General features: G+C 67.3%; 9 protein-coding genes. 5 read left to right on the top strand and 4 right to left on the bottom strand.

Features of this window, described 5'->3' with window-relative positions; genetic code table 11:
* Positions 1-17 precede the first annotated feature (17 nt).
* The gene (gene xseA, locus GOC52_RS14080; protein WP_043400889.1) at positions 18-1349 is read left to right on the top strand and encodes an exodeoxyribonuclease VII large subunit; all 1332 of its coding nucleotides are present in this window, start codon (positions 18-20) and stop codon (positions 1347-1349) included.
* A 539-nt stretch (positions 1350-1888) separates the two neighbouring features.
* On the opposite strand, the gene GOC52_RS14085 is transcribed toward xseA, so the two are convergent.
* A complete protein-coding gene (locus tag GOC52_RS14085) occupies positions 1889-2785 on the bottom strand; it encodes a M48 family metallopeptidase (protein ID WP_019336850.1) in 897 nt (298 codons plus the stop codon).
* Positions 2786-2874: 89 nt separating this feature from the next.
* Complete coding sequence (locus tag GOC52_RS14090; protein ID WP_191849698.1) at positions 2875-4761, bottom strand: formylglycine-generating enzyme family protein; 1887 nt, start codon at positions 4759-4761, stop codon at positions 2875-2877.
* 84 nt (positions 4762-4845) lie between these two features.
* Here GOC52_RS14090 and rnd point away from each other — a divergent pair, with 84 nt between their 5' ends.
* The 3 genes from rnd (at position 4846) to GOC52_RS14105 (ending at position 9053) form a co-directional block, all read left to right on the top strand.
* Entirely contained in the window at positions 4846-5925 is a 1080-nt protein-coding gene (gene rnd, locus GOC52_RS14095) for a ribonuclease D (RefSeq protein WP_191849700.1), read from the top strand.
* 186 nt (positions 5926-6111) lie between these two features.
* Positions 6112-6861 carry a hypothetical protein gene (locus GOC52_RS14100; protein ID WP_238794402.1) on the top strand — a complete coding sequence of 250 codons (750 nt, stop codon included), beginning with the start codon at positions 6112-6114 and terminating at the stop codon, positions 6859-6861.
* 119 nt (positions 6862-6980) lie between these two features.
* Entirely contained in the window at positions 6981-9053 is a 2073-nt protein-coding gene (locus GOC52_RS14105; RefSeq protein ID WP_191849702.1) for a DUF4034 domain-containing protein, read from the top strand.
* Positions 9054-9141: 88 nt separating this feature from the next.
* Here the strand turns inward: GOC52_RS14105 and GOC52_RS14110 are convergent, their stop codons facing one another.
* Together GOC52_RS14110 and GOC52_RS14115 are read right to left on the bottom strand one after the other, a co-directional pair.
* Positions 9142-11472, bottom strand: coding sequence for a TonB-dependent receptor (locus GOC52_RS14110; RefSeq protein ID WP_043400871.1), 2331 nt, complete (start codon positions 11470-11472; stop codon positions 9142-9144).
* 180 nt (positions 11473-11652) lie between these two features.
* Entirely contained in the window at positions 11653-12234 is a 582-nt protein-coding gene (locus GOC52_RS14115; RefSeq protein ID WP_043400867.1) for a TetR/AcrR family transcriptional regulator, read from the bottom strand.
* 101 nt (positions 12235-12335) lie between these two features.
* On the opposite strand from GOC52_RS14115, the gene GOC52_RS14120 reads away from it, so the two are divergent.
* Entirely contained in the window at positions 12336-13391 is a 1056-nt protein-coding gene (locus GOC52_RS14120) for a sugar phosphate isomerase/epimerase family protein (protein ID WP_010486563.1), read from the top strand.
* Positions 13392-13397 lie beyond the last annotated feature (6 nt).

Here is a 13397-nt window from a genome sequence, read left to right on the forward strand (position 1 = left end):
CGCAGCACGCCGTTCCCATGCAGCCACGCAACAACGACATCCTCACCCCCAGCCAGCTCAACACCCTGGCCCGCGACCTGCTGGAAGGCAGCTTCCCGGCGATCTGGGTCGAGGCCGAGCTGGGCAGCGTGGCCCGTCCTTCCTCCGGGCACTTGTATTTCACCCTGAAGGACGCACGCGCGCAGCTGCGCGCGGCAATGTTCCGGATGAAGGCGCAGTACCTGAAGTTCGTGCCGCGCGAAGGCATGCGCGTGCTGGTGCGTGGCAAGGTGACCCTGTATGACGCTCGTGGCGAGTACCAGATGGTGCTGGACCACATGGAGGAAGCCGGCGAAGGCGCATTGCGCCGCGCCTTCGAAGAGCTGAAGGCACGCCTGGAGGCCGAGGGCCTGTTCGACCCGGCGCGCAAGCGGCCGCTGCCCGCGCACGTGCAGCGCCTGGCAGTGATCACCTCGCCCACCGGCGCCGCCGTGCGCGACGTGCTGAGCGTGCTGGCCCGCCGCTTCCCGCTGCTTGAAGTGGACTTGCTGCCGACCCTGGTGCAGGGCAGCAGCGCCGCTGCACAGATCACCCGCCTGCTGCAGGCCGCCGATGCCAGTGGTCGCTACGACGTGATCCTGCTGACCCGCGGCGGCGGTTCACTGGAAGACCTGTGGGCCTTCAACGATGAAGCACTGGCCCGTGCGATCGCCGCCAGCCGCACCCCGGTGGTGTCGGCGGTGGGCCACGAAACCGACTTCAGCTTGAGCGACTTCGCCGCCGACCTGCGCGCGCCGACACCGTCGGTGGCCGCCGAACTGCTGGTGCCGGACCAGCGCGAACTGGCGCTGCGCCTGCGCCGTACGGCGGCACGCATGGTGCAGCTGCAGCGGCACACGATGCAGCAGGCGATGCAGCGCGCCGACCGTGCGCTGCTGCGCCTCAGCGCGCAGAGCCCGCAGGCCAGGCTGGATCTGCTGCGTCGCCGCCAGCTGGACCTGGGCCGGCGCCTGCATGCAGCGTTCAATCAGCAGCAGGAACGCCGTGCCGCACGCCTGCGCCATGCAGCGGCGGTGTTGCGCGGGCACCATCCGCAGCGCCAGCTCGACGCGATGCAGCGCCGCCTCGCCGCCCTGCGTGGGCGTCCGCAGGCTGCAATGCAGCGCCTGCTGGAACGCGATGCACTGCACCTGCGCGGGCTGGCGCGTTCGCTGGAAGCGGTCAGCCCGCTGGCGACCGTGGCCCGCGGCTACAGCATCCTCACCCGCAGCGACGACGGCACTCTGGTGCGGAAGGTCGACCAGGTGCAGCCTGGCGATGCGCTGCAGGCGCGCGTCGGCGACGGCGTGATCGACGTGCAGGTCAAGTAGAGGGTTGTTCGGCAGGGCTGCGCCCTGCACCCACAGAGGCTTCAAGCCAAGGCAACGTCAACGTCAAAAGCAGGCATTCCGTGGGATGGCGGGGCGATGTCGGAGTGCGGGGACGCCGCAAGTACGTCCTTGTAGGCTTGGCAGCCGCATCCATGCGGCTGACACCCCGCACTCCGACACCGCCCCATCTCTGACAGATTCCGGTGGCTGTTGGTAGGTGTCGACCTTGGTCGACACGGTAGATCCACGCATGTGTGGATGAATCTCCATCGGAATCGAATATTTCGAATCGAGATCGAAAAGCATCCACGCATGGCGTGGATCTACAGCAGGTCGCAGAAATCTGTCGAAGGGGGGTGGGTCCGGTTGCGGGAGTGTCCGCGGCATGAATGCCGCGGCCAAGCCCCCATGGACGGGGTTACGGCGTCTCCCGCAACCGGACCCACCCCGCTATCCCACGGATAGCCAGCTTTTGCTTCGGCGGTTGCTGTTGCTCTGGATTCGGCAGGTGCAGGGCTGCAAGCCCTGCCGAACACCCTCTACTTTGCCTGCTCGCAGAACTTCTGCCGGTACTCGAGTGCCTTCGGCATCAGCGCCTGCAGGTTCTGGATGCGGGTGCCCGGGTTCGGGTGGGTCGAGGAAAACTCCGGTGGTGACTGGCCACCACTGGCCTGGCCCATGCGCTGCCACAGCGGCACCGCCTCGCGTGGGTCGAAGCACGCCGCCGCCGCCAGCATCAGGCCCACTTCGTCGGCCTGTGTCTCGTGGCTGCGTGCATACGGCAACAGGTAACCGTAGCCCATCGCTGACATCATCATCTGTTGCTGCTGCGCATCCATGCCGCTGGCGGCGCCGGCCACCTGCCCGATCTGGGTCAGCTTCTGCTGGGCCATGCGCTGTGCACCATGGCGCAGCAGCGCATGCGCGATCTCGTGGCCCATCACCACCGCCATCGCATCGCGGGTGCGCGCCACCGGCACCAGCCCGGTGTAGACCGCCATCTTGCCGCCCGGCAGGCAGAACGCATTGGCCTGGTCGGACGGAATCACGTTCACTTCCCACTGGAAATCCCGCGCGAAGTGCGCCGGCTGCACGCCATGCTCCTGGGCCAGCGCGGTCTCCACCACATCGACCTTGGCGATCAGGCGCTGGGCGATGTCACGCACATCACGCGCGATCGGTGCATTGGGGTCCATCGGCCGTTCCTGCGACAGGATCTGCTGGTAGGCCTGCAGCCCCAAAGCAGTCTCCTGGCGCGCGTCCAGGCTGCTGTCGATCATCACCTTCTCGCCGGTATAGGGATCCACCGTGCGGTTGGAAAACCAGTAGAAGACCGCGTAGCCGGCGGCCAGCAGCAGCACCCACCAGCGGATGTTGCCGAACAGGCCGCGGCGCTGCGAGCCTTGTGGCGGGCGGGAAAAGGGATCGTTGCGCATCGGGTCGGCTTCCAGCAGGCCCCGCCGGCCGGCGGGCACGGCGCAATCTTAGTGCGCCGATGCCAGCAACGGGTGAAGCCGGCTGCCGATCAGATGCCGCGTACCAGGCGGAAGCCGATGCGCGCGTTGGTGGTATCCGAGTCCTGGGATTGCCGCCAGGCGGCGCGGGTCTGCTCCGGCGCATTGGCCCAGTTGCCCCCCCGGATCACCCGTGCGCGACAGCCCGGGTTGAACCAGGCGGCGCCATCGGAGGGCGCGCGCCGGTAGCTGGCATGCCAGCAATCGGCCACCCATTCGCTGAGATTGCCGCCCATATCGTGCAGGCCGAAGGCATTGGCCTGGAAACTCCCTACCGGTGCCGGCCCCCACCAGCCATCGCCATAGCCGATGAAGGCGTTGTGCCAATGCCGCCCGGACGGCGACACATCCTTGCTGCCGGTGAAATTGCCGCTGCCCGGCGGCGGCGTGCCCGCATCGCCCCAGGGGTAGCGACCACTGTTGCCGCCGCGCAGCGCGTACTCGAACTCTGCTTCACTGGGCAACCGGTAGCTGCGCCCGGTCTGCTCGGACAACCACGCCGCATAGTTTTCGGCATCGCGGATGCTGACGTGCATCACCGGCGAATTGGCCATCGCGCGGCCACCGTCGTAATCCGAGCGCCAGTCCACGCCGCTGCGGCGGATGAAATTGCCGCTGCGTTCGTCATAGACCACCGAATGGCCACGCCGCGTCGCCCGGGGGCGCGCGTTGGTCGCCTTCACGTAGCGCTGGAAATCGCTGACCGTGACCTCGGTGATCGCCATCGCGAAGCCTCGATCAAAGCGCACATAGTGCGATGGTCGCTCAGCATCGCTCGAACCCGGTTCGGCATCACCGGCGCCCATCTGGAAACCGCCATGCGGCACCACCACCATCTGCGGACCGCGTCCGCCATCACGCATGGCGTCGCTGAACACCTGTCCCGGGCGGAAGCTGCCGTAGTGGGTGGCCAGGTCGATGCGCTCACGCAGCTGGGCCACCACCGTGTCTCCCGGCAGGGCGATGCGCAGGGCCTCGGCCAGTTTCTCGCGTGCCGGCTTCAGGCCCTGCGGCGTGGACAGGTCGCGCAGGCCGTCATCGCGCAACTGCAGCAATGCCGCCGCACGGATCTGCTCGATGCGCTCGAACGCGTCGGCAATGGTCGGCGACGAGTCGCGCACCTTGCTGGCTTCGGCCAGCCAGGTGCCCGCGCTGGCGAAATCGCGCGTGCGAGCAGCGTCCTCGGCACGACGGATCAACCCGCTTTCGGCCGCGGCCAGTCCCTGCCGTGCACGGCTGTTGTTCTCGTCCAGTGCCAGCGCCTCGCGGAAGTTGCCGATGGCGCCATCCCCGTCCTCGCCGATCCGGTCCGCGCGCAGGTCCTCTTCACCGGCGCGGTTGTAAGCGACCACCCGCTGGGCAAGCTCCACCCGACCCTGCAGTGCGCGTACCTTCTCGTCCTTGGGCGCCAGGGTCAGCAGCACCAGCGCCTGGCGGCTGGCCTCGGCCAGCGCCTCGCGCTGCTTCAGCGGCCGCACCAGCAACGCATCCGCCTGCTGCTGCAGGCGCTGGCGGGCACGCTGCAGGCCCTGGCGGGCCTGGCGGTCATCCGGGTCCTCTTCCTGTACTGCCAGCCACAGCGGAATGGCGGCATCGGCATCCTCATACAGCCGGCCCTCAGTGAAGGCCTGCCCGGCCGCGCGGCGCAACTGGGCCAGGCTGCGGCCCTGGCGGTCCACCCGCGGCGGCGTCCACTGCTGTACATCCTCGGCGGCATCCTCACCGGCGATGGTCACGCTGCCCTGCCCGGCCTGCGGGCGCTCGTCGCTGTCTGCGTTCGCGGACGGGCGCGCCTCCTCCCCGGCACTCCGGTCCACTGCCGTGGGGGGCGACGGCGTGCAGCCTGCCAGGGCCATGGCCAGGGCGGTGCACAGCGCGGACGACAACGGAAAACGCAAGCGGAGCCTCCTTCGGCACGGACGCGCACCGACGTTAGGCTATTCTCCCCTGCCTGAGCAAACCCGAGTAGTAGGCCCTGAACCGTGGCAACCTGGATCACCACCCCCGCCGAGCTGGATGCGTACTTCCAGCAGTGCCCGACCCGCATCGGCCTGGACACCGAATTCATCCGTGAACGCACCTTCTGGCCGCAGCTGGCCCTGGTGCAGATGGCGGTCGGGCAGGACATCCTGCTGATCGACCCGCTGATTCCCGGCATGACCGAGGCGCTGGCACCGTGGCTGGCCGATGAATCCATCACCAAGGTGATGCACAGCGCCAGCGAAGACCTGGTCGCCTTCAAGTGGGCGTGCGGTGTGCTGCCGCGACCACTGTTCGACACCCAGATTGGCGCCGCGCTGGCCGGCATCGGTGGCGGCATGGGCTACCAGAAGCTGGTGGCGGAGATCACCGGCGTGGCGCTGGCCAAGGGCGAAACCCGTTCGGACTGGATGCGCCGCCCGCTTTCCGAGTCGCAGCTGCAGTATGCCGCCGACGATGTCGAGCACCTGTTCGCGCTGCATGACGCCATTGATGCCAAGCTGCAGGCGCTCGGCCGCCAGCAGTGGCTGCACGACGATGGCGAGCGCCTGCTGGCCAGCGTCGCCAACGACGAGGACCGCTGGCCGCATCTGGCGATGCGCTCGGCGCAGTTCCTCGACGCGGCCGCACAGCACCGCCTGCTGCGCCTGCTGCGCTGGCGTGATGTGCAGGCACGCAGCAGCGACCGCCCGCGAAGCTGGATCCTGGACAACGAACTGGCCGCCACCCTGGCGCGCACGCCACCGGCCGACGAGACCGCACTGGGCAGGCTGTTCGAGCAGTTCCCGAAGGCGCCGCGCAAGCTTGCAGGCGCGGTCTGGCAGGCACTGTCCACGCCGCTGGCCGATGAGGCCGAGGCACCGCTGGCACTGCCCGCCAACGACAGCAACAAGCAGGTAGTGAAGAAGCTGCAGGACGCGGTGACCGAACGCAGCCGCGAGCTGGGCCTGCCGGATGGCGTGCTGGCCTCCCGCAAGCATCTGGAAAGCTATCTGGAACGCCGCCAATGGCCGGCCGCACTGGCCGGCTGGCGCCAGCAGGAACTGGAGTCGCGGCTGCAGGCGTTGCTGCCGGCGAACTAGCGACCCGCATCGGCCGCCTCACGGGGCGGCCTTGCCAATGCTCGACAAGGACGTTACTGCATGCCTGCATGGCCCTTTTCCGGCATGTCACGATGGATGATCGGCTCGCTGCTGCTGGCCGGCAGCACCGCCACGGTCAGAGCAGCGTACCCGGCGTCCTGTCCATCCTCCTCTGGAGTTCCTGTAGTGCAGACACTCGAGTACATGCACGATGCGCTGTCGCGTGGCGATCGTGAGGCCGCCATCGAAGTGATGCGGGAACCACAGCGCTACCGTGCGCTGTTCAAGGATCCAAAAGGGGCAGAACGTTACCTCGCTCTCGCGCAGCAGGTCGCCGATGACGCGCAGCAGCACCCCTGCATCGATCGCAGCAGCCAGCTCAACGCCTACGCGGCACTGACCGGCGGACTGGATCTCGCCCGTTCGGTTCACTACCTCGCGCTGTCGGCACGCCTGATCGAACAGGACCCCGCTGCCAGCGAGCAGGACAAGCTCGAACCCTGGCTGCATCCGCATGCCCTGATGCACGGCTATTTCGAAGCTGGTGGCGGGCTGGCCCTGGACCGCGCCGTGCCCGGCGTGGATCGCGCCGGAATCGAGGCGTGGAGACAGGGCCAGGGCACCCTCGCCTACCGGCCCGAGCTGCTGCTTGCATTTCCGCTGCACATGGACGATCCGCAACGCGAACGCCTGTTCCGGGTGACGGGGTTCGCCTTGCTGCCGCCCTCCCAATGGCACGACCGCACCGCGCTGCGCACACTCATCCACAGCGACGCCTATCTTGACTGGCTGGATGCGCGCCCCCTGCATCTCGCCTCGCGGCTGTCGATGGCACTGGAGGAAATGGCGACGCCGCCCTGGCCGGAACATCTGCGTGCAGCGGGCTATCAGGTCCACGGAGAAGCCTTGCACGATGAGGAAACCGATACGGATTGAATCTCTGCCTCAAGCAAGGCTCCTGCTGAATGCCACCGACACGGCAGCCGCATGTCCTGCTTGCCGCCGTTAACGACCGTGCTTCTAATGTCCAGCTTCGTACTCGCTGGATTGCATCAATGACAAACGGATTTGCAAAAGACGGGCTTTCCCCCGAAGACCTCGCCTGGCGCGTGCAGGCGCGTACCGCACTGCAGGAGCGGCGCTATGCCGAACTGGATGCGTTGCTTGCTCCGCATGAGCTGGTCTGGCTGCAGGGAAAGAATGCGTTGCCGGGCATCCGCTGGCGGCTGCGCAACCTGCACGACGCCACGCTGACGCTGGAAGCGCGCCTGCAACAGGCCCAGCAGTGGGCCTCGGCCGCCCCCGGCAGCTACTACGCCTGGCTGCGCCTGGGCGCCTGCTGGCAGGACGCTGCCGGTGAACTGCGCAGCGCCGACGTGGCCGCACTGGTGGAGGACAGCCAGTGGCTGGCCGCACAGCTGGCCCGCGACCATGCCGTACATGCTTACCTGCAGGCGATCGCGCTGTCGCCGCGGCCCGCACTGGCATTGGACGGCATCAAACGCATCATCAGTTTCCTGCGCGAACCGAACTGGCTGCGTGCGCTGCAGGCCGGCCAGCCGCCGGAATCCGATGATGCCGCGCTGGCCGAGCACTATCCGCAGGCCTGGCCGCAGGCACTCCAGCTGCTGTCGCGCTTTGGTGCACCGCTGCAGGCGTTGCCCGCCACGCTGCCGCCGCTGCTGCGCGAACGCAGCCAGGACGACTTCGATGCGCCCCTGGCGTACTGGATGCGGCTGGTGCTGGAACAGCGCCCCGACGACCTGAGCACGTTGGAGAGCACCCTGTATTTCCTGTACCCGCGTTGGGGCGGCAGCCACGAGGCGATGGAAGAGTTCATCGAGGGCAGCTGGTGTCGTGGCCTTGATCTGACGCAGAGCAATGCGCTGCGCTGGCGAAAGGCGCAGGACTGGCTGGCCGAGCTGCCACAGCGCGACGACAGCGAAACCGTCGCGGCGCACGAGCAGGCCTACGCGCAGATCCTCGATTGGCACCTGGACCGTGCCCTGCGCGCGGAGGTGCTGACCCAGCGTGCCGGACTGCGCTACCGGCTCGGGCGCCGTGAGGATGTCGAGAACGACGTCCGGTGGGACGCCCAGCATATGCAGGCGGTGTTCGAGGACCTGCAGCAGGCCTGGACGCTGGACCGCGACATGGTCCTGCATGAAGGCCTCAGCAATCTCGAGGCCTGCGCCTGGTTTGCCCACGTCGATGGTGCCGAAGCGCTGTTCGCCCAGGTGGTGGACTACGCGGCACGCGAAGGTGATTCCGCGATCGGCCTGCTCTGGGCGGCCACCGCCATCGAGCATGGACTGCTCGGCCAGACCGCCGACCCGGCACGTGCCGCGCCCCTGCTGCAGCGCGCCCTGGAACTTGCCCCGCGGGAGAACACCTCGGCAGTCACGTTCGCGGCCAACCTGTTCTGCGATGTATCACAGGCCGCCGGCCTGTCGCTGCTGCAGCGCATGGCCGACGATGGCGACGCCGGCGCGATGTCGGCACTGTGCGACCTGTACAAGGGCCGCCTGGGTGGCCGTGACCAGCCGCAGTTCGTTGATGCGGAAAAGGCCGCGTACTGGCAGGAACGCGCGGTGGATGGCGGCGACCTGATTGCCACCTACAACCTGGGCGTGCGCCTGGTCGCTGCCGGCGGCGCCGGCAACGAAGCACGCGCGCGTGAGCTGTATCTGCGCTGCCTGGATGAAGCGGAAACCGGTGAACGCGTCTGGGCCCCCACTTGCCGCAACCTGGCCTGCCTGGCATTGGATGGCGAGAACGACGCGCACAAGCGCGAAGCGGTCGAGCGCGCATTGATCCCGCTGTGGTGGCGCGGCGATGACGACGACAAGCTGTGGGCGGCCGGCTATCTGGCCGACGTCTACCACTTCGGCAACGGCGTGCCGGCCAACGCCTTCCTGGCGCTGACCTGGCTGCAACGCGCCAGCGAGATCGATCCGGAGTATGTGGATGTGGTGCGCATGGCGCCGCTGATCAATGGCGAAGGTCGCTGGTTCGGTGCCAGCCGCGCACGCAGGCAGCAGGCGCAGGACCGCCAGCAGGTGGACAGCGCCACCTGGGCCCTGACCTTCGGCCAGCGCAGCCAGGACAGCGACCTTACCGCAGTCTGAAGCAACGCAAAGGGCGGCCCGGAACTCCGGGCCGCCCTTTGCTTTCCAGCAGTGCGATGGCGGGAGGCCCCGCCACCGCGCCAGAGCCTTACCAGTTCATGTTCAGCGAGACACCCACGGTGCGCGGCTCGTTGTAGACCGCCGCCATGTAGTTCTCGATCACACCCTTGAGGTTCTTCTCGTTGGTGATGTTGCGCGCGAACAGCGCAACTTCGTAGGCACCGTAGTTGCCCGAGTAGCCGATCTTCAGGCCACCTTCGAAGTCACCCTTGGAGTTGAACTCCTTGCTGTCGTACAGCACGAAGCTGGTGTAACCCTGCTTGTTCCAGTCGGTGGAGACGAACATGGTGCCGGCGTCGCTGACCGGGAAGTCGTAGCGGGCGGCCAGGTTCACGTTGTACTTCGGCGCGTTCGGCAGCGGGTTGCCGTCGATCTGCGCGAAGGTGTTGGCACCGACCTTGATGGTCGGGTCGCCGACGGTGCAGACCACCTGGCCGTTGAGGCCGCAGACCTGCGCGTAGACGCGCTTGTCCTTGATCTCGCTGTGCAGCAGGCTCAGGCCGGCGCTCAGGGTCAGGTTCGGGATCGGGCGCAGCTCCATGTCGGCTTCGAAGCCGTAGGCCTTGGCCTTGTCGGCGTTGAACAGCACGCCGTTGCCGTCCGAATCGTTGCCGTTGAGCTGGATGTCGTTGACGGTGTAGGTGAACGCGGTGGCGTTCAGGCGCAGGCGGTTGTCCCACAGGCTGCTCTTCACGCCCGCTTCCCAGGACAGGATCGTCTCGGAATCGGCGGTGGTGAAGTCGGCATTGAACACTGCCGAACGGCCCTGGATGGTCGGGCCACGGAAGCCACGCGCGACCTTGGCGTAGACGCTCACGTCCGGCGTGATCTGATACATCGCGCTCAGATCCCAGCTCGGGGTGGTGTCGGACATCTTGACGTCGGTGCGGCCCTTGTAGGTGACCACGCCGGCAGCGGTGTCGGCGGTCTTCAGCAGGCGGGTGTGCTTCTCGTCCCTGGTCTGGCGCAGGCCGGCGGTGACGGTGAACTTGTCGGTGAAGGCGTAGCTCAGCTGGCCGAAACCGGCCCACGAGGTGTTCTGGTTGCGCAGGCGCACCCAGTTGTTCGGATTGCGTGCCGCGCCCTGCAGGAACCAGGCGCGCTGGTAGAAGTCGGTGGTGTCGCTGCCGTTGAAGTAGAACGCACCGGCCTGCCACTGCAGCGCGCTGTCGTCATGGCTGGCCAGGCGGAATTCCTGGGTCCACTGGTCCAGGTCGCGGATGCGGCCCATCGACTGGCCGTAGCCGTTCGGCACGCCGTTCACCGGGAAGTTCACCGCAGCGCCGCCGTCGGTGTCGCCACGGCTGTAGCCGGAGGTGGTTTCGTAGGCGGTGATCGAGGTGAAGTCGATCGCGCCGAAGTCGTAACGTGCCTTCACCGAGCCGCCGTAGGTCTTGTAGGCCTGCGGATTGTTGTCGGCTTCATCGTAGGCAACCTTGTCGCGCGGCACGTCGGTCTTGTTCGAGCCCTTGGTCAGCGCACCGCGCAGGAAGAGGGTCGAGGTACCTTCGTAATCACGAGCATGGGCCGAGGCCAGGATCGAGAACTGGTCGCTCGGGGTCAGCAGCAGCTGCGCGCGCACGTTGCGGTCATCGAAGCCGCCCATGGCGTTCTTCTTCGGGCTGACCGTGCCGTCGGCGCTCGGGCCCTTGTAGGTGTTGTCGACGTAGTCGTCGCGGTGCTGGTACAGGGCCGACACGCGGAACGAGGCGATGTCGTTGATCGGGCCGCCGAAGCCGCCGTCGATCGACACGCTGTTGTAGGTGGCGTAGCTGGCGCTGACGCGGCCGGTATAGTCCTGGGTCGGCTTCAGGGTGTCGAACTTGACGATGCCGGCGGTGGTGTTGCGGCCGAACAGCGAGCCCTGCGGGCCGCGCAGCACTTCTACCTGGTCCACGTCAAAGACCGGGTTGGACTTCAGCACCACGTGTTCCAGCACCACGTCGTCCTGGATGATCGAGACCGGCTGCGAGGCACCCAGGTAGAAGTCGATGTTGCCCAGGCCGCGGATGTAGAAGCGCGGGAAGATACGGCCGGTGGTGGTTTCCGCATACAGGCTCGGCACGCGGCCGGACAGCGCCAGCAGGGTGTCGTCGCCGCCAGCGGTGAAGTCGCGCATGCGCTCGCCCTGCACCACGCCGACCGAAACCGGCACTTCCTGCAGGTTCTGCTCACGGTGTTCGGCGGTCACGGTGATCGTGTCCAGGCCGGTCGGGGTCGGCGCGCTGTCCTGCGCGGCGGCGCCGAAGCTGCCGACCAGGGCCAGACCGGCACAGGCCAGTGCCAGCGGGTGGCGGCGGAAGGAAACAAGGGAAGACGACAGACCCGACAGGCGGCGGGAATCGGTATGGGAGGGCATGCAATGCTCTGAGGAGGCGTCCGAGCGGCCTGCGCGGGCCGGGCGGCAAAAAGGAGGAAAACTGCGCAAGCGGCCATTATCCCCCAAATTGTTACGATTTCGTTGCGCAGCCCCCAAACCCGGCGAAACAAGCGCTTTCGGCACAGTTTCAGGGCATTCCGCACGCCCTGAAGGCTTGACTCAGGGCAGCGGGGTCAACGCGACATCGACCATCGCCAGCAGGCGCTCGCGGCTGATGCTGTCACGCGCCTGCACCGAGATGCCATGCAGCACCGTGGCGAAGTGGTCGCCCAGCGCCTGCACCGCCGCGTCGTCGGCCAGCTCCCCCTCGGCCTGCGCCTGCTGCAGCCGCGCGATGATCGCCGCCGTGCGCTGGCGACGATGACTGGCCAGCCAGTCCCGCACGCCTTCGCCATCGGGCGACACGCTGCTGGCCGAGGACACCACCAGGCAACCATGCGGGCGCCCGCGACGGGTGTAGGTCATCACCGCCTCGCGCAGCATCGAACCGATCGCCTCACGCAATGTTGCCTGCTCCAGCGCGCGCGGCGCGAAACCGCCCTCGCCTTCTTCGTACAGCGCCACGGCTTCGCGGAACAACTGCTCCTTGCTGCCGAACGCGGCGTAGATGCGTGCAGAGGCAATGCCCAGTGCTTCGACCAGTGCCGACATCGACGTGCCTTCATAGCCGTGCTGCCAGAACAGCAGCATCGCCTTGCGCAACGCCTGGTCCCTGTCGAATTCGCGCGGTCGCCCTGCCATCTGCCTGCCTGCTCCAGTGAGGCGCGCAGTGTAACGCGGGTGTTGACCATCGCGAGAGTCGCGCCTATTCTTTGTCGATCGACAAATAATTGGAGCAACACATGCAGACCCTCAAGGGCCCCAGCCTGCACCTGGCGCAGTTCGCCGGCGACCAGGCCCCGTTCAACTCACTTGCCAGCATTGCCGCGTGGGCCGCCGGCCACGATTTCAAGGCGCTGCAGATTCCCGCGTGGGATGCACGCCTGTTCGACCTGGCCACCGCCGCCGACAGCCAGGACTACTGCGACGACATCCGTGGCACCCTGGCCGAGCACGGCCTGCAGGTCAGTGAGCTGACCACCCACATCCTCGGCCAGCTGGTGGCCGTGCATCCGGCCTACGATGAACTCTGCGATGGCTTCGCGCCGGAAGCACTGCGCGGCAATCCGCAGGCCCGCACGGAATGGGCACAGCAGCAGCTGCACCTGGCCGCTCGCGCCTCGCGCCGTCTTGGGTTGCAGGACATGGGCACCTTCTCCGGCTCGTTCGCCTGGCCCTACCTGTTCCCGTTCCCGCAGCGCCCGCCTGGCCTGATCGATGCCGCCTTCGATGAACTGGCCCGCCGCTGGCGGCCGATTCTTGACAGCTGCGAGGACAATGGCATCAACCTCTGCTACGAGATCCATCCCAGCGAAGACCTGCACGACGGCACCAGCTTCGAGCGCTTCTTCGAGCGCGTCGGCCAGCACGAGCGCTGCCGCATCCTGTTTGATCCCAGCCACTTCGTGCTGCAGCAGCTCGACTACCTGCAGTACCTCGACATCTACCACCCGCTGATCCGCATGTTCCACGTCAAGGATGCGGAGTTCCGCCCCAGCGGCCGCCAGGGCATCTATGGCGGCTACGCCGACTGGACCGAGCGCGCCGGCCGCTTCCGCTCGCTGGGCGACGGCCAGGTCGACTTCAAGTCGATCTTCTCCAAGCTGGCCCAGTACGACTACCAGGGCTGGGCGACGCTGGAATGGGAGTGCTGCCTGAAGGACCAGGAAGCCGGCGCGCGCGAAGGCGCTGCATTCATCCACGACCACATCATTCCGGTCACCGACAAGATCTTCGACGACTTCGCCGGTGCACCGATCAGCACCGCGCAGATGCAGCAGATGCTCGGCATCGCCTGAGCCCCA

It is taken from the genome of Stenotrophomonas sp. SXG-1, assembly GCF_014083965.1.
GTDB lineage: Bacteria > Pseudomonadota > Gammaproteobacteria > Xanthomonadales > Xanthomonadaceae > Stenotrophomonas > Stenotrophomonas geniculata.

Bases quoted from the DNA above. Each gene is read 5' to 3' on its own strand.
- xseA (WP_043400889.1), top strand. From the start codon at position 18: ATGCAGCCACGCAACAACGACATCCTCACCCCCAGCCAGCTCAACACC.
- GOC52_RS14085 (WP_019336850.1), bottom strand. From the start codon at position 2,785: ATGCGCAACGATCCCTTTTCCCGCCCGCCACAAGGCTCGCAGCGCCGC.
- GOC52_RS14105 (WP_191849702.1), top strand. From the start codon at position 6,981: ATGACAAACGGATTTGCAAAAGACGGGCTTTCCCCCGAAGACCTCGCC.
- GOC52_RS14110 (WP_043400871.1), bottom strand. From the start codon at position 11,472: ATGCCCTCCCATACCGATTCCCGCCGCCTGTCGGGTCTGTCGTCTTCC.
- GOC52_RS14115 (WP_043400867.1), bottom strand. From the start codon at position 12,234: ATGGCAGGGCGACCGCGCGAATTCGACAGGGACCAGGCGTTGCGCAAG.
- GOC52_RS14120 (WP_010486563.1), top strand. From the start codon at position 12,336: ATGCAGACCCTCAAGGGCCCCAGCCTGCACCTGGCGCAGTTCGCCGGC.